We start from the raw sequence: 24,627 nt of genomic DNA on the forward strand, positions 1-24,627 counted from the left end.
CGGGGCGATTACGCCTTGGCTTTGGAGACTGCAACCATCGCCGGACGCAGCAGGCGGCCGTTCAGCGTATAGCCTTTCTGCATCACCATCATCACGTGGTTCGGTTGATGATCGGCGGATTCCATCATGCTCATCGCCTGATGCACTTCCGGGTTAAACGGCACGTTGACGTCGCCGACGATTTCGATGCCGTACTTGCGCACCACGTCCAGCAGCGATTTCAGCGTCAGCTCGATGCCTTCGATCATCGCGGCCAGTTCCGGGTTGTTTTTATCCGCCAGATCCAGCGCGCGCTCCAGGTTGTCGATCACCGGCAGCAGATCGCCGGAGAATTTCTCCAGGGCGAACTTGTGCGCTTTCTCGACGTCCAGTTCGGCGCGGCGGCGGATGTTTTCCGCTTCCGCTTTGGCGCGCAGCAGGCTGTCGCGCTCGTGCTGCTGAGCTTCCGCCAGTTGGGCTTCCAGTTCGGCGATACGCGCATCGCGCAGATCGACGCCTTCCGCCGCTTCCGGCAGCGTATCATCGTGATGAGCGTGTTGTTCCATTTCTTCCGAGACTTGCTCGTTTGGCGTCTTCTGTTCTTTACTACTCATGAATGTCTCCGCGTTTTAGCATTAATCTCGCAACTTGGCTTATTATGGGGATCAAAACCGGGGTTTCAAGTCAACCGGTCACAATGTGGGGCATAAACGGGTCCCGGTGAGGAAAATCACAACAAATGAATAAAAAATTCGCCTGTATTGGCATTGTTGGCCACCCGCGTCACCCTTCAGCGCTGGCAACCCACGAGATGCTGTTCCACTGGCTGGTCGCCCGCGGCTATTCGGTGATGGTCGAACGCCAGATCGCCCATGATTTGGGGCTGAAAGACGCCGTGACCGGCAGCCTGGCGGATATCGGCCAGCGCGCCGATCTGGCGGTGGTGGTCGGCGGCGACGGCAATATGCTCGGCGCCGCGCGCGTGCTGGCGCGTTACGACATCAAGGTGATCGGGGTCAACCGCGGCAACCTCGGCTTCCTCACCGATCTCGATCCCGACAACGCCCTACAGCAGCTGGCGGACGTGCTGGAAGGTGAGTACATCGACGAACAGCGTTTCCTGCTGGAAACCATCGTGCATAAAGAGCACCAGCAGTGCCGCATCAGCACCGCCATCAACGAAGTGGTGCTGCACCCCGGCAAAGTGGCGCACATGATCGAATTCGAAGTGTACATCGACGATCGCTTCGCCTTCTCGCAGCGCTCCGACGGCCTGATCATCGCCACGCCGACCGGCTCCACCGCCTACTCGCTCTCCGCCGGCGGGCCGATCCTCACCCCGTCGCTGGAGGCGATCGCGCTGGTGCCGATGTTCCCGCACACTCTCTCCGCCCGGCCGCTGGTGATCAACGGCGACAGCACCATCCGCCTGAAGTTTTCGCAGATCGGCAGCGATCTGGAGATCAGCTGCGACAGCCAGATCGCGCTGCCTATCCAGGAAGGCGAAGAAGTGCTGATCCGCCGCAGCGATTTCCACCTGAATCTGATTCACCCGAAGGACTACAGCTATTTCAACACGTTAAGCACCAAGCTGGGCTGGTCGAAAAAATTGTTCTAAAATCTGCGCCGGCCACTTTACTGTATATAAAACCAGTTTATACTGTATGAAATTACAGTTATGTGTTTATACACAGGAAGGTTCCCATGCTGGCGCAATTAACCATCAGCAACTTTGCTATCGTTCGTGAGTTGGAAATCGATTTTCAACCGGGTATGACGGCGATCACCGGTGAAACCGGCGCCGGCAAATCCATCGCCATCGATGCGCTGGGGCTGTGCCTCGGCAACCGCGCCGACGGCAACGTGGTGCGCCTGGGAGCCGCCCGCGCCGACATCTGCGCCCGCTTCTCGCTGGCGGACACCCCGTCTGCGCGCGAGTGGCTGGAACAGAACCAGCTGGACGACAGCAACGAATGCCTGCTGCGCCGGGTGATCAACGCCGACGGCCGTTCGCGCGGCTTTATCAACGGCACCGCCGTGCCGCTGTCGCAGCTGCGCGAGCTGGGGCAACGCCTGATCCAAATCCACGGCCAACACGCCCATCAGCTGCTGCTCAAACCGGAGCACCAAAAAGCGCTGCTCGACGCCTACGCCGACGAACCCGCCCTGCTGGCGGCGATGAGCCAGGCCTACCAACGCTGGCACCAGAGCTGCCGCGAGCTGGCGCACCATCAGCAGCAGTCCATCGAGCGCGAAGCGCGCAAGCAGCTGCTGCAATACCAATTGAAAGAGCTGAACGAATTCGCGCCGCAGGCCGGCGAGTTCGAACAGACCGACGCCGAGTACAAGCGCCTGGCCAACAGCGGCCAGCTGCTGACCCTCAGCCAGCAGACGCTGCAGCTGCTGGCCGACAGCGACGAGAACAACATGCTCAGCCAACTCTACAGCGCCAAGCACCTGCTGCTCGAGCTGGCCGGGCTGGACGACAAGCTCAGCGGCCTGCTGGACATGCTGGAAGAGGCCTCTATCCAGATCAGCGAAGCCAGCGACGAGCTGCGCCACTACGCCGATCGCATGGATCTCGATCCCAATCGCCTGCACGAACTGGAACAGCGCCTGTCGCGCCAAATCAGCCTGGCGCGCAAACATCAGGTTGCGCCGGAGGAGCTGCCGCAGCTGCATCAGCAGTTGCTGGATGAACAGCAGCTGCTTTCACAGCAGGAAAGCGACCATGAACACCTGAACGAGGCGGTCACCCTGCATCACCAGCAGGCGCTGGCGCTGGCAGAGCAGCTGCATCAGAAACGCCTGCACTACGCCGCCGAGCTGACCACGCTCATTACCGACAGCATGCAGGCGCTCTCCATGCCGCACGGCAAGTTCAACATCGATGTGCGTTTTGAGCCGCAGCATCTGAGCGCCGAAGGGGCCAGCCGCACCGAGTTCTGCGTCTCCACCAACCCGGGGCAGCCGCTGCAGCCGCTGGCGAAGGTCGCCTCCGGCGGTGAGCTGTCGCGCATCGCGCTGGCCATTCAGGTGATCACCGCCCGCAAGATGGAAACCCCGGCGCTGATATTCGATGAGGTGGACGTGGGCATCAGCGGCCCGACTGCCGCCATTGTCGGCCGCCTGCTGCGCCAGCTCGGCGAATCCACCCAGGTGATGTGCGTGACCCACCTGCCACAGGTGGCCGGGTGCGGGCATCAACACCTGTTCGTCAGCAAGCAGACCGACGGCACGGTCACCGAAACCCAGATGGCGCCGCTGGATAAGCGCGCCCGACTGCAGGAGCTGGCGCGCCTGCTCGGCGGCAGCGAAGTCACCCGCAATACGCTGGCGAACGCCAAAGAACTGCTGGCGGCATAAAAAAGCTCAACTTTTTCACTTTCCTGCGGTCTGACAGTGACGCTGTTGACCCGAAAGATATCTAAAGTGCGGCGCGGCGGCGATTCGAAGCCTCCTCAACGGCCTGAAACAGGCCAAGCGCTTGAGGTGCTAAAAGAAAGCCAACGCGTCGCAACTTGAAAGATGAAGGGTATAAAGGTTTCCAACTGCCGCAAGGTCTATTATCATCGGCATCCTATGCCCTAAAGGAATGTGATTACTATGCGCTGTAAAACGCTGACTGCCGCCGCTGTAGTTCTTGTGATGCTGACTGCAGGCTGTTCTACTTTTGAAAAGGTGGTTTATCGTCCTGACATCAACCAGGGGAACTACCTGACGTCGACCGACGTGGCGAAAATTCAGAAAGGGATGACCCAGCAACAGGTCGCTTACACATTGGGCACCCCAATGCTGCAAGACCCGTTCGGGACTCAGACGTGGTTCTATGTGTTCCGTCAGCAGCCTGGCCATGAAGACATCACCCAGCAGACGCTGACGCTGACCTTCGACAGCGCAGGCGTGTTGACCGATATCCAAAACAAACCGGCGCTGACCAAGTAATCGGCGCCGCCCGCTCTTCCGGCCCATGAGGGGGCATGATGTTCCTCATGACAGTCGCAGGCTGCAACGCGGAAGAGAAAATCAGTTTCAGATAAAAAAATAAGGCGCTATAAGCGCCTTATTTTTTTGCCTTTTCTGCCCGTTGCCGGCGCAGCTCTTTCGGATCGGCTATCAGCGGCCGGTAGATCTCCACCCGGTCGCCGTCGTTCAGCGTATCGCCCAGTTTGGCCGGGCGGCTGTAGATGCCGATTTTGTTGCTCTTGAGATCGATATCCTGGCGCAGCTCCAGCAGGCCCGAAGCCTGGATCGCCTGCTCGACGCTGCTGCCCTCGGCCAGTTTCACCTTGCGCAGGTACTGACGCTCCGGCAAGGCGTACACCACCTCGACCTGGATGTCAGACACTGTAGACCTCTTTCGCCCGCTGGGTGAATGCCTGCACCATGCTGCCCGCCAGCTCTTTGAACACCTTGCCGAACGCCAGCTCTATCAGTTTGTTGGTGAACTCGAAGTCCAGGTGCAGCTCCACCTTGCAGGCCTCTTCGCTCAGCGGCGTGAACTGCCAGCCACCCATCAGCTTGCGGAACGGACCATCGACCAGCTGCATATTGATGCTCTGGTTATCCAGCAGCGTATTGCGCGTGGTGAAGGTCTTGCTGATACCGGCCTTGGCGACGTCCACCGCGGCGGTCATTTCGTTGGAGGTAGCGTTAAGCACCCGGCTGCCTGTGCAGCCTGGCAGAAAATCGGGATAAGAATGAACATCGTTAACCAACTGATACATCTGCTCGGCGCTGAACGGCACTAATGCAGACCGACTGATCTGGGGCATATCATTTCCTGTGAGACATAAAACGTACAGATAATACCATTTATCTGGCGGCAAACAAAAAATCTGCTAAGGGATGGGGGCGCCAAAAATGCGAAAAATTGCGCAGGTGCTGAACGGGAAAGGATTTCTTTCGCTGAAGCATCCAGTATAATGAACGCACTATGACAAAGAAAAAAGCACACAAACCCGGTTCCGCCACCATTGCTCAAAACAAGCGCGCGCGTTTCGAATACTTCATTGAAGAAGAGTTCGAGGCGGGCCTGTCGCTGCAAGGGTGGGAAGTTAAATCGCTGCGTGCAGGCAAAGCCAACCTCAGCGACAGCTACGTGACGTTTCGTGACGGTGAAGCCTATCTGTTTGGCGCCACCATCACCCCGCTCAACGTGGCTTCGTCGCATGTGGTGTGCGATCCGACGCGTACCCGTAAACTGCTGCTGAAACGACGCGAGTTGGATACCCTGCTCGGCCGCGTCAACCGCGAAGGTTACACCGTGGTGGCCTTGTCCCTGTATTGGAAAAATGCCTGGAGCAAGATCAAGATCGGCGTAGCCAAAGGCAAGAAAGAGCACGACAAACGCGATGACATCAAAGATCGCGAATGGCAGACGGCGAAAGCCCGTATCATGAAGCACGCCAATCGTTAAGCCGCTGGCTTATCGAGGTAAACTTCTGGTATACTGCACAAAGTTACTTGGGGCTGATTCTGGATTCGACGGGATTTGCGAAGCCCTAGGAGCATGCCGAGGGGCGGTTGGCCTCGTAAAAAGCCGCAAAAAAATAGTCGCAAACGACGAAAACTACGCTTTAGCAGCTTAATACCCTGCTTAGAGCCCTCTCTCCCTAGCCTCCGCTCTTAGGACGGGGATCAAGAGAGGTCAAACCCAAAAGAGATCGCGTGGACGTCCTGCCTGGGGCTGAAGCGTTAAACTCAATCAGGCTAGTCTGTCAGTAGCGTGTCCATCCGCAGCTGGCCGGCGAATGTAAAGATTGGACTAAGCATGTAGTGCCGACGGTGTAGTAATTTCGGACGGGGGTTCAAATCCCCCCAGCTCCACCAAATACGTCGCCAGTGAACCAGATAGACCCGGCGATAATAGCGAAAAAGCCCACAACTTCGGTTGCGGGCTTTTTTGTTTTTGTCGTATTCCGAAGGCTCGCCCCACGGCCCGGGCTCCCCCGAGCCGATGCAGGCTAGTGATCCAAATAAAGGTAATGCAGCCAGCTGGTCATGCGCAGCAGCACTTTGCGCATCACGGAGACGTGCTCGAAGTGCCCGGTATACACCGCCGCCTGGGCGCTCACGCCGTCGGGCAGATGATCCAGATCCGGGTTGGCCGCCAGGTCAATCATCACGTACACCCCTTCCCGGCCCGGCGTGGCGCTCAGGCCCTGCAATGCGCCGCTGGCCTGGTAGCTGCCGTCCGGTATCGCCGGCAACACCCGGCTTACGGTGCCGCCATAAACCTGCCCCGGCAAGCCGTTGAACACCACCTCGGCCTGGTCCCCCTGCGCCAAGCGCAGGATGGCGTTCTGACGGAACACCGCCACCACCTGGCGCTTTTGCTGCGGGATAAAAATCATCACCGGCTTGAACGGCAGGCGAACCGCCGCCGTGCCCGGCCGCGCCAGCACCTGCGTGACATAACCGTCGCTCGGCGCGCGCACCACCGTTTGTTCCAGGTTGTAGCGCGCTTCGGCAATCTGCGATTTCAGGCTGGCTATCGTGGCGTCTTCGCCGTCATAGCGCCCGGACAACCGCGCCTGTTCCTGCTGGAACTGGGCTTTCGCCGCCTGCAGCGCGGCGGATTGCGCCTGGTACTGCTGCTGCGCATGGCTGACGTCCTGCTCCGAGAACGGGTTGACTGGCATCGCCGCCCCTTTCGCATAGCGCTGGTAGTCCTTGCGGGCACGCTCGTACTCCGCATTAGCCCGCTGCACGTTGGCGGCGGACTCGCTGAGCGCCGCCCGGCGCGTTCTGATCTCCGCCTCTGCCCCGGCCAGATCCGCCTCCAGCCTGGTGAGCCGCGCGCGGTAGCGGCTGTCGTCGAGACGGAACAGCACCTCGCCTTTGCGCAGCAGCACGTTGGTTTTCTCCGTCACCTCAACGATCATGCCCGAGACCTGCGGCACCATCGGCACAGAAACGGCAATTTTCTGCGCCCGATCGCTGTACGGATGGTTGTAGTTCATCGTCAAAATCAAGGCGCCGACGATAAATATTCCGCCAAGCACCGCAGTCGGCACGGTCCATTTATTAACCGGAATGCGGAACAGTTTAAATACGCCGTAGCTCAGCGCCACGTAGCTGAGAATAATGAGCAAATCCATAGGCTACGCTCAACTTACCGTAGGGCCGGAAACCGCCGTCGGCTTTTCCTGCAGGCGTTGCAATTCGGCTTCGAGCAGCGCAATTTGCGCCTGCAGGTCCGTTGAAGGTTCTGCCTTCTCACTCATGCCCCAACCGCGTTCCGGCCGATAGAGTGTGGCCCAGATCCACAGCAGTGGCCAAATAGCGTGCAGCGTAAACAGGCTGACCCAGCCGGCGACGTGAATCGCATCTTGATGCGGGTGCTGGCGCTTTTTGGCCAGCAAATAGGGAATGTCATGAATAATAATGACGCCGTAGAATAAAATCAGGAATACCGCAATCAGTACGCCTAAAGCAAAATAATTAAGAAACATGTAAAGCCCTGATTGGTCATAGCGGAAATAAACGAGGTTTATAGCGTGTTATATTGTCTAATATCGTTGGCGATGGTATCGATGGCATTCTTCACGTCGGTGACTTTAAGCTGCGCTTTCTCGTTATTGAGATTTTCCCCTGAAGCCTTGCGCACCACTTTAATGACCGGCTGATTAGTCGCCGCATCGATAAACTCGCCTTCCATATAGACCGCACTCTCCATGGTGCGGTGCCCGGTTACGCTTTGCGTCGCGGCGATCAGCAGGGTGATCGGCAAGACTTCATAGATCTGCAGCCCTTTCTTCTGCGTGTCGATCGCCGTGATGGCGCCGCGGAAAATCAGGGTATGCTCGCGCGGCATATCCACCAGCGTAAAGTGGGTACCCATCGCCTGCTTAAACTGCTGGTTGGTGTAATTCAGGATATTGTCGAGTGCGCGCTGGCTCACCATCTCGCTCGGTTTCGGCCGCGGGAAATAGATCATCGGTTGATAAACCAGATATTGATAACGGGAAAAATCGACGTTCTTATCCTTCCAATATAAAACGTCTTTGCCGGACGCGGATTGACCTTTATTGATATCGTTATAATTGGTCAAAAAGGTCGAGTACTTTTCTTTTTCGGTCACGGCGGAAGAACACGCGGCCAGTAATAACAGCGCAGGCAAAATAACCGCTCTTGTCACTTTCATTGACGGGTTTCTCTTTATTTTGGTGGATAGCAAATAATCAAATCGAATGATACCCACCCGTCCACGATAAGTCATATGACAATGCCGCCAAAGGTGTATATCATTTTTGATATACAAACTCACAAGAGCCGGCCAATGAAAGAGAAAGACTTCCGCATTGAAGAACTCAGGATTGTCCGCATCATTGCCGAAACGGCAAGCGTCAGCAAAGCGGCGCAGCGGTTGGATATGCCGCAGTCTAACGTGTCGCGCGCCCTCACCGCGCTGGAACGGCGGCTCGGGCTGGAACTGTTCCTGCGCGGCCCGCGTACCCTGGCGTTGACCGAATTCGGCGAGCAATTCTTACGGCGCGCCTCGCAGTTGCTGGACGAACACAGCGAGCTGCTCGATATGTCCGGCACCTATAAACGCAGCCTGAGTGGCATGGTCACGCTCGGCGCGCCGATCGGCATCCACGCTTTCCTGGCCCGTTATTTACTGCCGCCGCTGCTGCACGCTGCGCCGGCGTTGACTGTCGATCTGGTGACCCGCAACCCCGACGAACGCGAGAAAAAGTACGGCGCAGTATTCGACAGCGACTGCGATTTGCTGATCAGCTTTTTCCAGCCGCAAAACGAAAGCCTGATCGCCAGGCCCTTCACCCGCTTTCGCGTCGGGCTGTTCGCCGCGCCGGATTACATTGCCCGCTCGCCGCTGACAGCGCTGGATGAACTGCCGCAGCATCGCTGCATCACCTTGCGCATGCTGGGCGGCATCCGCAATACCTGGAGCGGCTACAATGCGCAGGGGGAATTGGTACAGGTCGAGATCGGCGGCGCCAGCGTCTGCGATAACATTCTGCCGGCGATCGAGCTGGCCAAACAGGGCCTGGGCATCGTCTACGCCCCGTACTATTCCGTCGCCGCCGAGCTGGATGCCGGCACCCTACAGCCCTGCCTGGCGCGCGAGCGCGGCATCGATATGCAGGCCTACCTGATCTACCGCCGGCGCGGCGTGTTGCCGCACCGCGTGCAGGTGACGATGGACAGCATCATGGAGAGCGTTAAGCTGCACGCCCACCGGCTGATGTAACCAAGAAAAACCCCGCCGCAGCGGGGTTGAACGCTTCATGTCGGCGCAAAATACCTCACCGCCCCTCGTTCTCCCCCAGGAAGAAATACCACAGCGGAATGGAAAGCAGCAGGGTGAACACCAGCGTATACAGCAGCACCATCAGGCTCTGCATGATCACCATCTGGGCGCTCCAGTCGCCGATCGGCAGCTGAAACTGCTCGACAGTGCCGCCAAGGATCGCTCGGCCCATCACGCAGCCGACCGCCAGCGCCACCGTCGCCACCGCCGCGCGGAACTTGCGCACCTCGGCGCGGCGGGCGGCCGCTTCCGGCGTTTCGTTCTGAAGGCCTTGCCGCTGGCCGCGCCAGCGCCACACGTCCACCAGCAGCAACGCCGCGAGGCTCACGCCCATCACCGGCAGGCAATACCCCAGTACGGAAGCCACCAGCAGCGTGACGGCACGCGCCGGTAGGGAAAGCGCCAGCCAGGCGGCGACCAGCGTATGCACCGGATGCTGCGCCCCTGCCGCCGGGCGGCGGATCCACCACATGCGGTAACCCAACGCAATCATCAAGCACAGCCCAAGGCCGAACGCCGCCAGCAGCAGCTGATTCGGCAAGCCGAACAGAATGCCCATGTGGGCGTCGATGCCCCAGCGGGTCAGCTTGGCGATGAGCGGGAAGGTGTCGAACCGCACCTGATCGATGACGGCGAAGCTTTGCGGTGCGATGGCAACCGCGTCCACCTGCGTTGGCCAGCTGCGATCCACTTCGGTTACCGTCCAGGCTTTGCCCTCGCCTTTCGGCTGGCGCAGCTCGACCTTGGCGGCGCCTATTCCAGCGGCGCGCGCAGCGTGCAGCGCCCGATCCCAGTCGCCGTTCAGCGCATTGCTCTGCGCGGCAGGCCCCATCTTCATGCCCGGCATCATCCCGCGGTGCTCGGCGTGCGGATCGGCCGGCGTCTGCGGTGCATCGGCCTGCAGGCTGGTGTTGACCTGCGGCGTCAGCCAGCCCAGGTTGGCCCGCAGCGCGTCGATGTTGCCGCCGGCCCACTGCGACCAGGTCAGCCCGGTAGCCGAGAAGAACAGCAGCCCGGCCAGCAACACCACGCCCAGCGTGATATGCCAATGGCGGCTGGCGGCAAAGCCCCCTTTCGCCCTTTTCAGCTTGCGCTTCGGCCGCGTCGCCAACCACAGCGCCACGCCGCCCAGCGCGGCCACCCACAGCCAGGAGGCCGCCAGCTCGCTGTAGTTACGCCCCAGATCGCCGAGCAGCAGGCTGCTGTGAAGCTTGTCCAGCCAAGTGCGCAGCGGCAGCACGCCGGAGGTGCCGTACACCGTCATATCGCCCTTGATCGCCAGGGTATAAGGATCGACAAACAGCGCGCGCGACTCGGAAGCACCCAGATCGGCACCCGCGAACTGTACGCGCGTGGTGTCCATTGCGCCGGGTGCCGGGCGCACGGCGTAAATGCGCGCCTCGTCACCCACCGCGCGGCGGGCGGCGGCGATCTGGTCAGCCAGCGATCTCGCCTGCCCGTGCGGTTCGGTGAAAAGCGCATCGCGATACAGCGCCTCTTCAAGCTGCGGCGTCAACACATACAGCGTGCCGGTCAATGCAGCGACCAGAATAAAAGGAGCGACCAGCAGGCCGATATAAAAATGCAGCCGTCTGATCAGGTTCAGCATCGCGCCACGCGGCGATGCGGCAGGTGGAGTTTTGGTTATTGAAGACATGGCCTTTCTCGTTTTTCAAACTGTGCGCGCAGGCAAACCGTCCGCAGCGATACGAACGGCGTTACCCATGATCAAGCAATAGGGAAAAACGGTTGGCCGGGCGGCCCGCGCGGGCTCGGCCGCAGAGTCAGGCGCCGAATGGGCGGAGAAACGATGCGCGGCGCGCAAGGCAGGCGCGCGATGCGCGCCATCAGCCACAGCAGCGGGACGAATGTCCACAGCAGCAGCGGCACGTGGATCAGCAGCTCGCAATAGCCGCAGAAAATCATCTCCGCAGGATCCATGCCGTGGTGGCCGGCATGCTCGGCGGCGGGCATCGCCATCGCGTGCATGTCGTGCGGCATAGCGGCGTCCGTCTGCGCCATGCCGCCCATCATCGGGTGGTGCATCAGCGATTTCGACACCACCGGCGCCACAAACAGCAACAGCACCGCCATAATGGCGATGCAGGCGGTAAAGCGTTGCTGTAGCTGGCGTGGTACTCTCATCGCGGCGGCGAATTAACCCGGTCGGTGGCGAACAAGCGGCCAGTGTAACCCGCGATGCGCGATGAGGTGAAAGAAAAGTCAGATTTGTCTTAATCGTCCTCGGCGGCGGCGATCACAGCACTCGCGAATAGACCCGCGAGGATTCGCCCCACGGGTGATACCCGAGCCCGTTATAAACGAAGCCGCTGCGCTCGTAGTAGCCTTCCAGATCGGTGCACAGGTGCAGCTGCGGGAAGCCCAGCCGGCGGGTTTCCGCCGCCACATGCTCAATCAGTTTGGCGCCGTAGCCCCGGCCGCGCTGCGCTTCCTCTACATAGAGCGCGCACAGCCAGGGATACAACTCCCCACGGCTGATAAAGTCGTTGGTGATGAGCCCCGCGCAGCCGAGGATCTGATCATTTTCCATCAGCAGGTACCACTGCGGCAGCGGGTTAGCGGCGCCGAGGCTGCGGTTGATGGCGTCTTCATACATTATCAGCGTCTCTGCCGTGGCCCAGTGCCGCTGAAAATACGCAATGGCGCGCGGCGCCAGCTCGGGCGCTTGCCGCACCGAAATCATGTCCATCGTCATTCCCGTTATTCATGTTGTCAGCGTAGAATTATGCAGCAATATGCACGGTATGGCAGCGGCATTCCGCCGCCGTCATTCACCCCAAGGAGTCATCATGACGCAAAATATCTATGACAATCAGGCCTTTTTCGACGGCTATGCGCAGCTCAGCCGCTCGCAGCACGGCCTGGACGGCGCGCCGGAATGGGCCGCCATCCGCCGCATCCTGCCGGATTTGCAGGGCAAAAGCGTGGTCGATCTCGGCTGCGGCTACGGCTGGTTTTGCCGCAGCGCGCGCGAACAGGGCGCAGCCAGCGTGCTGGGGCTGGACGTCTCGGAAAAAATGCTGGCCAAGGCGCGGGAGATGACCGCCGACGCGGGCATCGAGTACCGTCGGCAGGATTTGGCGCAGCTGCAGCTGCCGCCGGAAAGTTACGATCTTGTCTACAGCTCGCTGACGCTGCACTACCTCGAGGATCTGGCCGCCCTGTTCGCCACGGTTTACGCCGCGTTGAAACCCGGCGGGCAGTTCATCTTCACCGCCGAGCACCCGATCTACACCGCCCCGGCGCAGCAGGGCTGGCTGACCGACGGCAACGGGCAGAAATCCTGGCCGGTGAACGGCTACCAGCGAGAAGGCCAGCGCGTTTCCAACTGGCTGGCGGAAGGCGTCATCAAGCAGCACCGCACGCTCGGCGGCTATATCAACCCGCTGGCGCAGCAAGGGTTTATCATCCAGCATTTGAACGAATGGGGCCCCAGCGCGCAGCAAATTGCCGCTAATCCGGCGCTGGACGAAGAGCAGGAGCGCCCGATGATCTTCATTCTCGCCGCCCGCAAACCCGCCTGATTGATCCGCAGTAAACCGTTCACACCACCACAGTTGGGGAGTCCGCCTCCCCCCAACGGCTATTATGCCGGCAACGCCACCCCATGCGCCGCGAAGTGCGTCAACGCCTCGCCCTCCATACGATAGCGCACCCACTCGCTCTGCGGCTGCGCGCCGATGCTGAGGTAGAAATCGATGGCCGGTTGGTTCCAGTCCAGCACGCTCCACTCCAGGCGGCCGCACTGCCGTTCGCACGCCAGTTGGGCGATGTGCCGCAGCAGCTTTTTACCGGCGCCCGCGCCGCGATGCTTCGGCGCCACGTACAGGTCTTCCAGATAGATGCCGTTTTTACCCAGCCAGGTGGAGTAACTCATAAAGAACACCGCATAACCCGCCGGCTCGCCGTTTACCGTACAAATCAGCGCTTCGGAACAGGCGCCCGGCCCAAACAGGCTGCGTTCGATATCTTCCACGCTGGCCAGCACCTGCTCGCGCGCCTTTTCGTACACCGCCAGCTCGATAATCATGTCCAGAATCAGTTTGGCGTCACTTTTTTGCGCCGGGTAAATCTCAATGGTCATGGCAAATCCTGAGTGTGTTGATGACTGTGCTTGCCAGCATATCGCGCCTCAAATACTGTATGAACTGCATTTTCATCAACAGGTAATGAATATCATGCATCTGGATTTGAAGCGTCTCGATCTCAACCTGCTGCTGGTGTTCGAAGCGGTCTATCGGCTGCGGTCGGTGACGCGCGCCGCGGCAGAGCTGGCCCTCAGCGCGTCGGCGCTGAGCCACGCGTTGATTCGGCTGCGCAAGGCGCTGGCGGACGAGCTGTTCTACCGGGTCGGCAACGACATGCACCCGACGGTGTATGCCGACAGCCTGGCCCCGACCGTCAGCGAAAGTCTGGCGCTGCTGGCCAAAGGGCTGCATCCGCGCCCGCGCTTCGTCCCCGCCGAAAGCCGGGAGAGCTTCACCTTCGCCATTACCGATTACACCGCCTTCGCGGTGTTTCCCGCGCTGATGGCGCAGATGCAACGCCTGGCGCCCGGGCTGTCGTTCCAGCTGCGCTATTCCGAGCGTAAGGTAGCATTGAACGATCTGTTGGCGGGGCGCATCGACTTCGCGCTGGGCTTTACCGAAACCGACGGCGAAAGCTACCCGGAGATCGACGAGGTGAACTGGCTGGAGGATGAGTATGTGGCGATTTGTTCACCCGCCTTCAGCGTAAAATACGGCGAACTGACGCTGGAAAACTACCTGCGGGCGCGCCATCTGGTGGTGACGCCGTGGAACGAACAGCGCGGCGTCATTGACTACCAGCTCGATAAGCTGGGGCTGCAGCGCGATATCGCCATCCGCACGCCTTCGCTGCTGGGAGCGCCGTTCATCGTCGCCGACAGCGAACTGGTGATGAGCATGCCGCGCTACGCCGCGCAAAAATTGCGGCAGGCGGCGGCGCTGGATATCCACCCCCTACCGTTTCCGGTGCCGCCGTATCAGATCAAAATCTACCTGCACCGCAAGAACGGCCGGCCAGAGGCCTGCCGCTGGTTGCGGCAACAGCTGCAGGCGTTGGCGGCGTTATAGCGCGGGTTCGCCGATCGGCAGATACCCCTGCCACAGCGGCCGGGCCGGTTTGCCGTGCGGGTTGGCCCGCAGATGCACGTGGTAGCCCTGCAGCGCCTGCAGCAGCAGGCAGTCGTCCACCTCGGCCAGGTCATCCTTGTGCTGCTGCGCGCTGTCCGTCAGCAGCACCCGTTTGGCTTTGTCCTTCGCCTCGTCGGCGGAACGCGCCACAAACAGGCCGAACTGGTGCAATTCCGCCAGCTCATCGCTGCGGTAGCCGCCCACGTTGACGAAAAACAGCTTCTCTTCACCGGCGAACGGCGCAGGCTCCAGGCTCACGTCGTAACCGTCCGCCCAGTCGATGCGCGCATAGCCGTCGACATGCACCTTGCGCTTATCGCCGAACCACTTTTCACGCAGCAGCGGATACGCCTCTTCCGGCCGATCCGCCGCCGCGAACTGCACGTCGTGCAGCTCAATATTGGCGCCCGGCGCCGTACCGCCCACATAAAACATCAATAATCCCGGCATGTTATTCTGCTCTCCTTGGTGATAATCGCTATATAAAATAATACATAACGAAACTCGTGCCAACGGCAGCACCATTCTGTGTTATCAATAGGTGAGGTTTAATCTGTTGTGGAGGAACGCATGGCATTCAATATCGGTGATTTTGTTCAACGCACCACCGGCGGCCCAAAGATGACCGTGGTGGCGATCGACGGTGAAACCCTGGTTTGCAGCTGGAATGAACTGGGCAAAGAGCAGCGCACGGAGGTGCAGGCCAGCGACGTGGCGCTGTACCACGAAGACGGCGATTTCGGCGTCTGCTGAATGACCGGGGCGCACCGCGCCCCGTTATCGCCTCAGGCGCGAATGTCCTGATAGGCCGGCGTGGTATCAAACTCATGCTTGGCGAACGGGCAGAGCGGAATGATTTTACGCCGCTCCGCGCGCATCTTCTCCACCACCAGCGCCACCAGCTTTTTGCCGACGCCCTGCCCCTTCAATGACTCATCCACCCAGGTGTGATCGATAATGGTCAGCTTGTCGCCGCTCGGCACGAAAGAGATCTCGGCGATCAGCTTGCCCTGCTCGTCATTGATATAAAAACGCTTGTCGTCTGCCAGTATTTTATGTTCCATATTATTTCTCCCTATATTTAAGTGCGCCGCTGGGGCAGGTGTCGATAACGCGTTTCACCTCCGCCGCGTCGGCATTGTCCGGCATAATCCACGGGCGGCGGTTCAGGGTAAAAATAGCCGCGTTGCCACGCACGCAGTTGGCAGAATGGCGGCATATCGCGCTGTTAAAATAAACGTCAATCTTGTCGCCGGAATAACGGCGGTAACCGGCGGCGGTCAATTCCTCGTCCATTTTGGCCTCACATTGCCTGTTTTATTGTTTTTGCTCCAGGCTCAAGTATAGGCAATGCCGCCGGCTTCACCACGCGTCTCGCTCACCGAAAAAAGTGGCGCAACCGCCCGCCGCCGCTAGAAAAAAACGTAAATTGTTCTAATCTTTATTCAGTAAGACAACATCATTCCGACAGTGGCTAAGGAGTTCGAAATGGGTGATAGCTCAAAAGACGGCGTAATTCTGCTGTCCCGCATATTACTGATGGTTCTGTTTATCATTTTCGGCTGGATGAAACTGGTCAACTTCGGTGCGACCGTCACGGCGATGGAAGGCTACGGCACGCCGATGCCTTATTTAGCGGCGATCGTTGCCGTAGTGGTGGAGTTTATTTTCGGCATCGCGCTTATTCTCGGTCTGTTTACTCGCCCTATCGCGGTCATTTTCGCCCTGTATGTGTTGGGCACCGCGTTTATCGGCCATCCGTTCTGGAAAATGACCGGCATGGAAATGATGGGCAATGAAATCAACTTCTTTAAAAACATCAGCATCATTGGCGGCTTGCTGTTGCTGGCGGTAACCGGCGCCGGCCGTTATTCGCTGGACTATAAAATATTTAATAAATAATTCATCGATGGCCGGCGAATATCGCCGGCCATTTTATTTCGGCTATCCCTTCAACGGCTGCGCTTGGCGTGGCGCTCAAAGTTTTCCGCCTTGGCCTGCGCCGATTTACGCAGCGTGACATAGCAGGCGCCCTCGCCGCCGTCGCGCGGTAAGGCACGGCAAAACGCCTGAACCTGTTCAAACTGCGCCAGCCATTTGGCGACGTAACTGCGCACGATATTCGGATGGCTTTCGTTCTGCCGCCCGCGGCCGTGCACGATCAGCAGCGAACGCAGGTTTTGCGCCTCCGCCTGCACGATAAAGCGAAACAGCGCCTGCCGGCTGGCTTCGACCGACTGACGCAGCAGGTTCAGCGACGCCTGCGGCGGATAACGCCCGTTGCGCAGCTTGTCCAGCACGCCCTGTTGAATGCCTTCCCCTTTGAACTCCAGCGGCTGTTCGCAGGGGATCACCTCGAGAAAATCGGTGCTGAGGAAGTTTTCCTGCATCAGCCGCTGCGCTTCGCGCCGCGCGCTTTTGTCCATCGCCTCCTGCGGCTTGAGGTACAGCGTCTGCCGTCCGCTCGCCAGCGGCACCACGTCCGCCATCGCCTGTTCAAAAAAGTCTTTTTCCTGCTCGCTCATCTTCCACCTCTCTTGAACGGCAGCCTTTACGGCCGGGAATGGGGTCGATTGTAAGACGCCTTGCCACGGTTGCAAGCCGGGAATTGTCAGCAGCATTTGTCTCATTTGTCGTCAACGGGTGAGCTTGCGAACAGTTTTCGCTATACTGCTAAGCCATCATTGAGTGCCGCAAAGGATCGAGCCCATGACAATGCGCGAGCTGGAAATCCAGTTTCAAAATGCGATGAATGAGTTGCAGAGCAGCTTCGAACGGCAACACCGCGAATGGCAGCAGAGCTACCAGGCGCTGCAGCAACTGCTGGAAGAGGCCAAACAGCGCGAAGCCGCGCTGCGGGCGCAGAATGAACAACTGGCGCGCAAGCTGAGCACCGCCAGTTCGGTGCCGGAACAGCATGCGCTGGTGAAGCAGATCAAAATGCTCGGCGCCCATCTGGACGCGCTGGCCAAAGACGCGGCCACCTTCAATCACCACCTGCGCCAACAGAGCGCGGTCGGTAATTTCAGCGGCGAACAGCATTGATAGCGGGCGCTGTCGCACAGCGCCTCCCGCCCCTCTTCTGGCGTATTGAGAGTGTAATAAAGCCTAAATGACCTGGATCATCCTCGCCGCCCTGATCGTCGTATTCATTATCGGTTACCGCATCCTGACGTCCGACACCCGCAAAGCCATCGATTCGCTGGCCCATCTGCTGAGGGTCAAACCAATGCTGATCGAATCGATGATCCAGGAAATGGGCGGCCGCCAAAGCCAGACCTTTATTCGCATGCTGAACAACGGCTACACCGAAGAGATGCACCAGGCGGCTTATCTGCTGTTCATCTACCTGACGTTCATCAAACAGGCGGACGACGAACAGATTGCCCTGTGGCGCGACGTGCTGCTGCGCGCCGGGCTATCGCCGGAGCTGCACGCCGAGCACACCGAAGCGGCGCTGTTTTACTTCGCCGAACTGGATATCGATGCGTTTGAACTGGCGCAGTTCCGTCGCGCCTACAACGAGCGTTTCAACCGCGAAGCGTTGGCCCACGGCTGATCGCGTCCCCCGAAGCGGGGGACCGATTACAGGAACATGCTGAAGAGGTAGCGCGACAGCGCTTCGCGCGAGCTGAAGCCGTGTGCGATGCCGTAACGCAGGTTCGGGGCGTCGCCGCTTAAATCCAGGGGAAACTCCAGATACTGCTCGCTGGTGCGCACCGGGGAGGTTGGCGTGGCGAAATGCACGCTTCTCTCTTTCAACGCCGGGTGGATCACCAACGCGGTTCTGCCCATCCGCGCTTCGCGATTCACATACACGTAGTGTGCACCCTTGCGGTAGCCATAGGCCTGATCGGTGACATAATCACGCTCAAAGCCGGTATTCTCCAACACTTTAGCCACTTCATCCGGCCGTAAATACATCGATTCCTCCTCTCATTCTGGACCGCTGAGCGACCTTACCGTAATCATTCACCGAAACAATGATTTTCTGGGGAGGAATCCGGGTTTCGGACTATTCCTGAATCAGCTCCGGCTGCGCTGCAGCAGGCGCAGAGTGAGCAACACCCCGAGCGCCACCAGCAGCGCCGCCGCCAGATAGATCGACGGCACGCCCGCTTGCCCAATCAGCAGCCCGGCCAGCGGGCCGGTGATGCCCAGCGCCAGGTCGAGGAACGCCGAATAGGTGCCGAGCGCCGTGCCCTGATTCTGCGGCGGCACCTGTTTCACCGCCTCGACGCCCAGCGCCGGGAACACCAGCGAGAAACCGGCGCCGGCCAGCAACGCGCCGGTTTGCACCATCCAGGGCTCACCGGCCAGCCAGATCAACAGCAGCCCGACGATCTCGACCAGAAACGACGCCAGCGTCACCTTCAGACCGCCGTGGCGGTTGATGACGTTGCTGAAGATCAGGCGGATGCCGACGAAGGCGCAGCTGAACAGCGTCAGCGAAAACGCCGCGCCGCTCCAACCTTTGTCGGCATAGTAAAGCGTGATGAACGTGGCGATCACGCCGAAGCCGACGGTGCCCATCGCCAGCCCGAGGCCATAGGCCCAAATACGACCGAACACCGCGCGAAAGGCGATGCGCTGCCCGGCGGCGATCGAGACGTCCGGCTTGCCGCTCGCCAACAGCAGCGCCACCGCGACCGCCAGCACGATCAGCGCCGCCACCCCGGCCAATCCCCACTGCTGATTCAGGTACACGCCGAGCGGCGCCCCGGCCGCCATCGCCCCGTAGGTGGCAACGCCGTTCCAGGAAATCACCCGCGCGGTGTGCATCGCTCCAACCCGGCCGATACCCCACAGCGTGGAACCGGTGCTGGCGAAGCTTTCGCCGACGCCGAGAAACACCCGCCCCACGCACAGCAACAGCAGGCTGAGCCACGGGTAACCGTCAACGCCGAATGCCAGCGCGTAAAACAGGCCGCTGGCGCCGCAGCACGCCAGGCCAAACAGCACCACCTTCTTCGGCCCCAGCTGATCGGCATAGCGCCCGGCGTGCGGGCGGCTGAACAGCGTGGCGAAGTACTGCGCGCTGATGATAAGGCCCGCCAGCACCGAGTTGTAGCCCAGATGCTCATGCACAAATCCCGGCAGCACCGCCAGCGGCAGGCCGATGGTCAGGTAGCAGACGAAGGTGAACATCACCACGGACAGAATGCGTCGGTTCAGCTGGAGGTTATTTTCTGCGGTCATCGAAGGTGGCTCGCATCGGACGGGGTAGACAGAGATTGCCAGCATACCCCGATGGGATCTGATGATAAATGAGAGAGTTATAACGAATTATTATTTCGCTAACGATTTTGCCGCCACCCGCGCGCGCAGAAAATCGATAAACGCCCGTACCTTTTCCGGCACATGGCGGGTGTTCGGGTAGAGCGCATAGATGCTCTGCTCGGGGAAACGGTGATCCGGCAGCAACCGCTGCAGCCGGCCGGCGTCGATTTCGGGCTGTGCCAGCCACGCCGGCAGCAGCGCCACCCCGGCGCCATGCAGGGCGAACGCCAGCAATGCCGCGGCGCTATCGCCAGTGAGCGTGGCAGCGTCCGCGACCTTGAACAGCACCGCTTCGCGCTGCGGCGTGGCCACCTGCCAGCTGAGCGGTGAACTGAGCCGGCTGTGGGCGATCCACTGCGCCTGCGCCAGATCCGTCAGCGAATGAATCGGTCGGTCGGCCAGATAACCCGGCGACGCCACCGGAAAAATGGCGAAGCTGTCGATCAGCGCCGCGCGGTGGCTGGAGTCCGCCAGCTGGCCCAGGCGGATCGCCACGTCAAAGCGCTCCGAGATCAGATCGGCATGATAAGAAGAAGAGACATGCTGGATGCGCAGCCGCGGATGCTGCCGCGAAAAAGCCGCCAGCGCCGGCACCACCACCTGCGCGCCGTACTCCGGCGTGCTGGTGATGCGCAGCACGCCGCTCAGGCCGTGATGATCGCGACGCACGTCGTCCAGCACGTTTTCCGCCTCCTGCAGCAGCTGCAGGCTGCGCTGGTAAAAGCGTTCGCCGGCGTCGGTCAGCGACAGCCGCCGGGTGCTGCGCGCCAGCAGTGACACCCCCAGCTCGTTCTCCAGCTGTTTGACGTTAAAGCTCACCACCGCCTTGGTTTGCCCCAGCGCCGCCGCCGCCGCGGTAAAGCTGCCCGCTTCCACCACCGCCGCAAAGATCGCCAGGCGCTGCAGATTCAGCATTTCGCCGCCCTTATTGTCAAAATCATTTTGACAGTGTAATCGCCCGCCGCCGATTTATCCGCACTTTTCCCCCCGATACACTGCTCGCCTTCAACCGGAGGCACCATGTCTTATCGCAGCAAAGTGGCAATCGTCTATCTGCTCGGCTTTTTCGTCGATCTGATCAATATGTTTATCGCCAACGTCGCCTACCCCGCCATCGGCCAGGTGATGCGGGCGTCGGTCAGCCAACTGGCGTGGGTCAGCAACGGCTATATTCTCGGCCTGACGCTGGTGATCCCCCTCAGCGCCTGGCTGGCGCAGCGCATCGGCGGGCGGCGGGTGTTCCTGCTGTCGCTGGCGCTGTTCATGCTGGCCACCCTCGGTGCGGGCAACGCCGACAGCATCGGCGCGCTGATCGGCTGGCGCACCCTGCAAGGCATGGGCGGCGGCTTACTGATCCCCATCGGCCAAACGCTGACCTACCAGCTGTACCGCAGCCATGAACGCGCCGGGCTGTCGGCGGCCATCATGTTGGTGGGGCTGCTGGCGCCGGCGCTGTCACCGGCGCTGGGCGGCTGGCTCGTCGATCGGCTGGACTGGCGCTGGGTGTTTTTCGCCAACCTGCCGCTGGCGGCCCTGGCCCTGGCGCTGGCGGCGCTGTGGCTGCGCGCGGAAACGTCGGCGGCGGTGCGTAAACCGCTCGACGGCAAAGGGCTGCTGAGCGCCTGCGCGGCGTTGACGCTGCTGCTGCTCGGCCTGACCCGGCTGAGCGAGGCCGGTCATCAGGCTTCCGGCGCGGCGCTGCTGGCCGCCGGCCTGCTGGTGCTGGCCTATTATCTGCGCCATAGCCTGCGCACCCCGCAGCCGCTGCTGAACCTGCGGCTGGTCGCCGATCCGCTGCTGCGCAACGCCATGGCGGTTTATTTGTGCATTCCCGGCCTGTTCATCGGCGTCAGCCTGGTGGCGATGCTGTATCTGCAAAACCAGCTGGGGATGCCCGCCGCCCAGGTCGGCGGCCTGATGCTGCCCTGGGCGCTGGCGTCGTTCCTGGCCATCACGCTGACCGGCAAAACCTTTAATCGCCTCGGCCCGCGGCCGCTGCTGATCGCCGGCTGCCTGTTACAAGGCGCCGGCATGCTGACGCTGGCGCAGATCGATCTGGCCGGCCAGCACGCATTGCAGATCGCCGCCTTCGCCCTGATGGGGTTTGGCGGCAGCCTGTGCAGCAGCACCGCGCAGAGCAGCGCGTTCCTGCAGATCCCCGACGCTCAGCTGGCGGACGCCAGCGCGCTGTGGAACATCAATCGCCAGCTCAGTTTTTGCCTCGGCGTGGCGCTGCTCAGCCTGCTGCTGAATTTGCTGCTGACCGGGCTGCCGCCCGCGGCGGCCTACCGCACCTGCTTCATTCTGGCGGGCGCCAGCGTATTTATCCCGCTGCTGCTGTGCCTGCGCCTCGCCAACCGCGCCATCGTGCGCCAACTCAACGCTCAACAGGATGCTTTATGAACCCGTACTTTACCGAAGTGATCGACGCCCACATCGCCATTGAACGCTGGCTGGGCAAAGGGGCTGGAGAAGAACAGGCGCTGCTGGCGCGCTTTACGCCGGATTTCAGCATGATCGCGCTGAGCGGCGCTCCGCTGGATTTTGCCGCGCTGTGCGCCTTTTTCCGCGCGCATCGCGCCGCCAAACCGGGATTGGAAATCGAGATAGAAGAGATGAAGCTGGTGGCCGAATGGCCGACGGGCGCAGTAGTCAGCTACCGGGAAAAACAGAGCCTGCCGGGGCAAAGCGCCACGCTGCGCTATTCCACGGTGGTCTTTGAACGTCAGCCCAACGTACTCGGCTGGCGGCATTTGCACGAAACCGCCGCGGCGCAATAATTACAAAAAGCTGCCGGCCAAAAACAGTTCCCAACCGACGATCACCCCGCACAGGGTTACCGCACTGAAAATGACTTCAAACAGATAGCGATTGATCATCGTTCGTCGCCTCAAAAGAAGACACCCGGAAGAACCGGGTGTCTGGAGTACGGGCTGGAGAGTGCGGAACCTTTCGGTTCCGCAAACATCACTTAATTAAGCTTTTTTACCGGCTTTTTTGTGGTGTTTTTTAGCGGCCTGAGCTTTCTGCACTGGCGCTTTTTTGTGGTGTTTTTTAGCAGCCTGGGCTTTCTGAGCTGGCGCTTTTTTGTGGTGCTTTTTAGCGGCCTGAGCTTTCTGGGCTGGCGCTTTTTTGTGGTGCTTAGCTTTCTTGTGGTGCGTTGCTTTAGCTGGTGCTTTTTCAGCAGCAGCCGCTGGCGCAGCGGTAGTGGTGGTCGCAGCTGGCGCGGTGGTGGTAGCCGGAGCAGTAGCTGCAGTATCAGCAGCGAAAGCAACAGAAGACAGACCCATAGTGGCAGCAACGATCAGCGCTAATACTTTTTTCATCTTTAAATCCTCAGAGTGTTGTTTCGGTAAGCTCCGGTGGAGCCGTTGAAACAGATACTAGTGGAATCAAACTGCCGTTTCCGTGAGTGATTGGTTTCGCCGAGTAACCAAATGTACAACGTTTGTGAACGGCGCTTGTGAACCGCATCGGCGGGTATATGCTGAAGGAAGATGCCCCTCGTACAGGCTCGCTCACGCTATGAAAACCGTCTCGCTGAAACACGCGCCGGGCCGCTATGCCGGTCTGGCCCTCGCCGGTCTGCTGCTGCTGACGCTGCTCTACCTGTTCGTGCGGCACTGGGCCGAGTTTGTGCAGTATTGCATCAACTTCCAGATTTACATGCACCGCTATCTGGTGCTCTATCTGCTGCAGCAGCGTAACCAGCAATACAGCGGCGGGCTAATGCTGACGCTGGCCAGTTTCGCTTACGGCTTCCTGCACTCCATCGGCCCCGGCCACGGCAAGTTCGTCATCACCACTTATCTGGCCACCCACCGCGAACGGCTGAACGCCAGCCGGGCGATCACCCTGCTGGGCAGCCTGATGCAAGGCGTGGTCGCCATTGTGTTCGTGGTGGTGCTGGCGGTGGCGCTCAACCTGTCGATGGGCGATCTCAGCCTCAGCCGTTATTGGGTGGAAAAAGGCAGCGCGGTCTTCATCGCCGCCTTCGGCCTGATGGTGATCCTGCGCGCCAGCGGCTGGCGCTGGCGTCGGCGCCGCGCGCCGGTCATTCAGGCGCTGCACCCAGCGGACCACGCGCATAGCGCGGCGTGCGAGTGCGGCCACCGGCATCAGCCCGGCGCAGCCGAACTGACCGGCGGCTGGCGCAACGCGCTGTGGCTGATCGTCTCCATCGGTATTCGTCCATGCAGCGGCGCCATCCTGATTCTGGTGTTCGCCAACGCCATCGGCATGTTCACCTGGGGGGTGATCTCCGCCATGAGCATGGCGCTGGGCACCGGGCTGTCGATCATGATCCTCGCCACGCTGGTGCACCACGCGCGCGAGCGTTTTCTGGCCCATCAACCCGGCCTGACGGGCTACTATCTGGCACAGGCGTCGCGCATCGCCGTGATGCTCGGCGGCGTGATCCTGATCCTGTTCGCGCTGGTGTTGTTCAATTCGGTGATCCCGGTCAGCGCCAACGGCGATTTTATCGCCGCCGGCTGCTAACGCCGGTAAATCGTCGTTTTTTTGCGTGATCGGCCACACAAATCTCGGCATGGTCTACACTTAAAAGACATGTGTCGAAATGGAGAGCTGAATGTTTAAGAAAGCGGAAAGAACAGAACGCGATATCGATCAGGACGTCACTCTGTTGGCCGATACGCTGGATGAAGTGTTGCGCGAGTCCGGTGACAAGACCAAAGAGGAACTGAAAGAGCTGCACAGCAAGGCGAAAGGCGTGCTGCGCGACGCCCGGGCGCGGTTCAATGGCTCCACCAGTCTGACACAGCATGCGCGCGACGCGGTCGATCAAGCAGACAGCTATGTGCGTGACAAACCTTGGCAGGGCGTAGGGATCGGTGCCGCCGTCGGCATCGTGCTCGGCGTGCTGCTGGCCCGGCGTTAACACCCCTGCAG

General features: G+C 60.4%; 33 protein-coding genes and 1 other RNA gene. 16 read left to right on the top strand and 18 right to left on the bottom strand.

Annotation, left to right across the window (positions count from 1 at the left end; genetic code table 11):
• Window positions 1-8 precede the first annotated feature (8 nt).
• A complete protein-coding gene (grpE, locus tag QOL81_RS20940; protein WP_025303955.1) occupies window positions 9-593 on the bottom strand; it encodes a nucleotide exchange factor GrpE in 585 nt (194 codons plus the stop codon).
• A 125-nt stretch (window positions 594-718) separates the two neighbouring features.
• Here grpE and nadK point away from each other — a divergent pair, with 125 nt between their 5' ends.
• The 3 genes from nadK (at window position 719) to bamE (ending at window position 3,924) form a co-directional block, all read left to right on the top strand.
• Window positions 719-1,597 carry an NAD(+) kinase gene (gene nadK / locus QOL81_RS20945; protein WP_019452304.1) on the top strand — a complete coding sequence of 293 codons (879 nt, stop codon included), beginning with the start codon at window positions 719-721 and terminating at the stop codon, window positions 1,595-1,597.
• A gap of 86 nt (window positions 1,598-1,683) precedes the next feature.
• Window positions 1,684-3,345, top strand: coding sequence for a DNA repair protein RecN (gene recN, locus QOL81_RS20950; protein ID WP_038870807.1), 1,662 nt, complete (start codon window positions 1,684-1,686; stop codon window positions 3,343-3,345).
• Between the two features lie 240 nt (window positions 3,346-3,585).
• A complete protein-coding gene (gene bamE / locus QOL81_RS20955) occupies window positions 3,586-3,924 on the top strand; it encodes an outer membrane protein assembly factor BamE (protein WP_004929101.1) in 339 nt (112 codons plus the stop codon).
• 118 nt (window positions 3,925-4,042) lie between these two features.
• On the opposite strand, the gene QOL81_RS20960 is transcribed toward bamE, so the two are convergent.
• Together QOL81_RS20960 and QOL81_RS20965 are read right to left on the bottom strand one after the other, a co-directional pair.
• A complete protein-coding gene (locus QOL81_RS20960) occupies window positions 4,043-4,327 on the bottom strand; it encodes an RnfH family protein (RefSeq protein ID WP_004929098.1) in 285 nt (94 codons plus the stop codon).
• A complete protein-coding gene (locus tag QOL81_RS20965; protein WP_004929096.1) occupies window positions 4,320-4,754 on the bottom strand; it encodes a type II toxin-antitoxin system RatA family toxin in 435 nt (144 codons plus the stop codon). Before QOL81_RS20965 ends, QOL81_RS20960 begins: the two co-directional genes overlap by 8 nt.
• A gap of 161 nt (window positions 4,755-4,915) precedes the next feature.
• On the opposite strand from QOL81_RS20965, the gene smpB reads away from it, so the two are divergent.
• Entirely contained in the window at window positions 4,916-5,398 is a 483-nt protein-coding gene (gene smpB / locus QOL81_RS20970; protein WP_033635638.1) for an SsrA-binding protein SmpB, read from the top strand.
• Between the two features lie 49 nt (window positions 5,399-5,447).
• Window positions 5,448-5,811, top strand: a transfer-messenger RNA (tmRNA) gene (gene ssrA, locus QOL81_RS20975).
• 134 nt (window positions 5,812-5,945) lie between these two features.
• Here the strand turns inward: ssrA and QOL81_RS20980 are convergent.
• From QOL81_RS20980 to QOL81_RS20990, 3 genes are read right to left on the bottom strand one after another with little or no spacing between them, the layout of a single operon-like run.
• Window positions 5,946-7,082, bottom strand: coding sequence for an HlyD family secretion protein (locus tag QOL81_RS20980; RefSeq protein WP_094141970.1), 1,137 nt, complete (start codon window positions 7,080-7,082; stop codon window positions 5,946-5,948).
• A gap of 9 nt (window positions 7,083-7,091) precedes the next feature.
• Window positions 7,092-7,436 carry a DUF3302 domain-containing protein gene (locus tag QOL81_RS20985; RefSeq protein ID WP_197757898.1) on the bottom strand — a complete coding sequence of 115 codons (345 nt, stop codon included), beginning with the start codon at window positions 7,434-7,436 and terminating at the stop codon, window positions 7,092-7,094.
• Window positions 7,437-7,474: 38 nt separating this feature from the next.
• Entirely contained in the window at window positions 7,475-8,128 is a 654-nt protein-coding gene (locus QOL81_RS20990) for a DUF3313 domain-containing protein (protein WP_041036393.1), read from the bottom strand.
• Window positions 8,129-8,263: 135 nt separating this feature from the next.
• Between QOL81_RS20990 and QOL81_RS20995 the strand changes: the two genes are divergently transcribed.
• Window positions 8,264-9,199 carry a LysR family transcriptional regulator gene (locus QOL81_RS20995; protein WP_087762392.1) on the top strand — a complete coding sequence of 312 codons (936 nt, stop codon included), beginning with the start codon at window positions 8,264-8,266 and terminating at the stop codon, window positions 9,197-9,199.
• 55 nt (window positions 9,200-9,254) lie between these two features.
• On the opposite strand, the gene QOL81_RS21000 is transcribed toward QOL81_RS20995, so the two are convergent.
• From QOL81_RS21000 to QOL81_RS21010, 3 genes are all read right to left on the bottom strand, one after another.
• Window positions 9,255-10,916, bottom strand: coding sequence for a DUF2534 family protein (locus QOL81_RS21000; RefSeq protein WP_197757899.1), 1,662 nt, complete (start codon window positions 10,914-10,916; stop codon window positions 9,255-9,257).
• A 71-nt stretch (window positions 10,917-10,987) separates the two neighbouring features.
• Complete coding sequence (locus QOL81_RS21005) at window positions 10,988-11,404, bottom strand: DUF2946 domain-containing protein (RefSeq protein ID WP_187322698.1); 417 nt, start codon at window positions 11,402-11,404, stop codon at window positions 10,988-10,990.
• A 112-nt stretch (window positions 11,405-11,516) separates the two neighbouring features.
• A complete protein-coding gene (locus QOL81_RS21010) occupies window positions 11,517-11,969 on the bottom strand; it encodes a GNAT family N-acetyltransferase (protein ID WP_060441182.1) in 453 nt (150 codons plus the stop codon).
• Window positions 11,970-12,069: 100 nt separating this feature from the next.
• Here QOL81_RS21010 and QOL81_RS21015 point away from each other — a divergent pair, with 100 nt between their 5' ends.
• Window positions 12,070-12,804, top strand: coding sequence for a class I SAM-dependent methyltransferase (locus QOL81_RS21015; protein WP_076741042.1), 735 nt, complete (start codon window positions 12,070-12,072; stop codon window positions 12,802-12,804).
• A gap of 62 nt (window positions 12,805-12,866) precedes the next feature.
• Here the strand turns inward: QOL81_RS21015 and QOL81_RS21020 are convergent, their stop codons facing one another.
• The gene (locus tag QOL81_RS21020) at window positions 12,867-13,364 is read right to left on the bottom strand and encodes a GNAT family N-acetyltransferase (protein WP_060425068.1); all 498 of its coding nucleotides are present in this window, start codon (window positions 13,362-13,364) and stop codon (window positions 12,867-12,869) included.
• Window positions 13,365-13,449: 85 nt separating this feature from the next.
• Here QOL81_RS21020 and QOL81_RS21025 point away from each other — a divergent pair, with 85 nt between their 5' ends.
• Window positions 13,450-14,376, top strand: a complete 927-nt coding sequence (locus tag QOL81_RS21025) for a LysR substrate-binding domain-containing protein (protein ID WP_169318699.1) — start codon at window positions 13,450-13,452, stop codon at window positions 14,374-14,376.
• On the opposite strand, the gene QOL81_RS21030 is transcribed toward QOL81_RS21025, so the two are convergent.
• Window positions 14,371-14,886: a DUF1543 domain-containing protein gene (locus QOL81_RS21030; RefSeq protein WP_033649790.1), complete on the bottom strand. Its 516-nt coding sequence runs from the start codon at window positions 14,884-14,886 to the stop codon at window positions 14,371-14,373. The genes QOL81_RS21025 and QOL81_RS21030 overlap by 6 nt on opposite strands.
• Before the next feature lie 120 nt (window positions 14,887-15,006).
• On the opposite strand from QOL81_RS21030, the gene QOL81_RS21035 reads away from it, so the two are divergent.
• Window positions 15,007-15,189: a GDFGVC terminal motif YodC-like protein gene (locus QOL81_RS21035; protein WP_025303973.1), complete on the top strand. Its 183-nt coding sequence runs from the start codon at window positions 15,007-15,009 to the stop codon at window positions 15,187-15,189.
• Between the two features lie 32 nt (window positions 15,190-15,221).
• Here the strand turns inward: QOL81_RS21035 and QOL81_RS21040 are convergent, their stop codons facing one another.
• Together QOL81_RS21040 and QOL81_RS21045 are read right to left on the bottom strand one after the other, a co-directional pair.
• Window positions 15,222-15,500: a GNAT family N-acetyltransferase gene (locus tag QOL81_RS21040; protein ID WP_063990620.1), complete on the bottom strand. Its 279-nt coding sequence runs from the start codon at window positions 15,498-15,500 to the stop codon at window positions 15,222-15,224.
• Window position 15,501: 1 nt separating this feature from the next.
• Window positions 15,502-15,732 (bottom strand): (4Fe-4S)-binding protein, encoded by a 231-nt coding sequence (locus QOL81_RS21045; protein WP_016929825.1) that lies wholly within the window; start codon window positions 15,730-15,732, stop codon window positions 15,502-15,504.
• Window positions 15,733-15,924: 192 nt separating this feature from the next.
• Between QOL81_RS21045 and QOL81_RS21050 the strand changes: the two genes are divergently transcribed.
• Window positions 15,925-16,338 carry a DoxX family protein gene (locus QOL81_RS21050; protein ID WP_016929826.1) on the top strand — a complete coding sequence of 138 codons (414 nt, stop codon included), beginning with the start codon at window positions 15,925-15,927 and terminating at the stop codon, window positions 16,336-16,338.
• 50 nt (window positions 16,339-16,388) lie between these two features.
• Here the strand turns inward: QOL81_RS21050 and smrA are convergent, their stop codons facing one another.
• Window positions 16,389-16,961, bottom strand: coding sequence for a DNA endonuclease SmrA (smrA, locus tag QOL81_RS21055; protein WP_060425072.1), 573 nt, complete (start codon window positions 16,959-16,961; stop codon window positions 16,389-16,391).
• A 184-nt stretch (window positions 16,962-17,145) separates the two neighbouring features.
• Here smrA and QOL81_RS21060 point away from each other — a divergent pair, with 184 nt between their 5' ends.
• Both QOL81_RS21060 and QOL81_RS21065 read left to right on the top strand, forming a co-directional pair.
• On the top strand, window positions 17,146-17,481 hold the full coding sequence (locus QOL81_RS21060) for an MbeD/MobD family mobilization/exclusion family protein (protein WP_004928976.1): 336 nt from the start codon (window positions 17,146-17,148) through the stop codon (window positions 17,479-17,481).
• Between the two features lie 67 nt (window positions 17,482-17,548).
• The gene (locus tag QOL81_RS21065) at window positions 17,549-17,995 is read left to right on the top strand and encodes a DUF1198 family protein (RefSeq protein ID WP_025303978.1); all 447 of its coding nucleotides are present in this window, start codon (window positions 17,549-17,551) and stop codon (window positions 17,993-17,995) included.
• A 26-nt stretch (window positions 17,996-18,021) separates the two neighbouring features.
• Here QOL81_RS21065 and QOL81_RS21070 read toward each other — a convergent pair whose 3' ends face one another.
• From QOL81_RS21070 to QOL81_RS21080, 3 genes are all read right to left on the bottom strand, one after another.
• Window positions 18,022-18,360, bottom strand: a complete 339-nt coding sequence (locus QOL81_RS21070) for a DUF2002 family protein (protein ID WP_038872785.1) — start codon at window positions 18,358-18,360, stop codon at window positions 18,022-18,024.
• Between the two features lie 102 nt (window positions 18,361-18,462).
• Window positions 18,463-19,635: an MFS transporter gene (locus QOL81_RS21075; RefSeq protein ID WP_100397071.1), complete on the bottom strand. Its 1,173-nt coding sequence runs from the start codon at window positions 19,633-19,635 to the stop codon at window positions 18,463-18,465.
• Between the two features lie 90 nt (window positions 19,636-19,725).
• Window positions 19,726-20,631, bottom strand: coding sequence for a LysR family transcriptional regulator (locus tag QOL81_RS21080; protein WP_049200821.1), 906 nt, complete (start codon window positions 20,629-20,631; stop codon window positions 19,726-19,728).
• A gap of 105 nt (window positions 20,632-20,736) precedes the next feature.
• Here QOL81_RS21080 and QOL81_RS21085 point away from each other — a divergent pair, with 105 nt between their 5' ends.
• Entirely contained in the window at window positions 20,737-22,119 is a 1,383-nt protein-coding gene (locus QOL81_RS21085; protein ID WP_225529428.1) for an MFS transporter, read from the top strand.
• Window positions 22,116-22,496, top strand: a complete 381-nt coding sequence (locus QOL81_RS21090) for a DUF4440 domain-containing protein (protein ID WP_049200826.1) — start codon at window positions 22,116-22,118, stop codon at window positions 22,494-22,496. Before QOL81_RS21085 ends, QOL81_RS21090 begins: the two co-directional genes overlap by 4 nt.
• A gap of 195 nt (window positions 22,497-22,691) precedes the next feature.
• Here the strand turns inward: QOL81_RS21090 and asr are convergent, their stop codons facing one another.
• A complete protein-coding gene (gene asr / locus QOL81_RS21095) occupies window positions 22,692-23,042 on the bottom strand; it encodes an acid resistance repetitive basic protein Asr (RefSeq protein WP_004928953.1) in 351 nt (116 codons plus the stop codon).
• A gap of 199 nt (window positions 23,043-23,241) precedes the next feature.
• Between asr and QOL81_RS21100 the strand changes: the two genes are divergently transcribed.
• A complete protein-coding gene (locus tag QOL81_RS21100; RefSeq protein ID WP_060425082.1) occupies window positions 23,242-24,216 on the top strand; it encodes a nickel/cobalt transporter in 975 nt (324 codons plus the stop codon).
• 91 nt (window positions 24,217-24,307) lie between these two features.
• Window positions 24,308-24,616 carry an ElaB/YgaM/YqjD family protein gene (locus QOL81_RS21105; protein ID WP_004928950.1) on the top strand — a complete coding sequence of 103 codons (309 nt, stop codon included), beginning with the start codon at window positions 24,308-24,310 and terminating at the stop codon, window positions 24,614-24,616.
• The last annotated feature ends 11 nt before the right edge of the window (window positions 24,617-24,627 follow it).

The organism is Serratia sp. CC22-02 (assembly GCF_900182895.1).
GTDB classification, from domain to species: Bacteria; Pseudomonadota; Gammaproteobacteria; order Enterobacterales; family Enterobacteriaceae; genus Serratia; species Serratia nevei.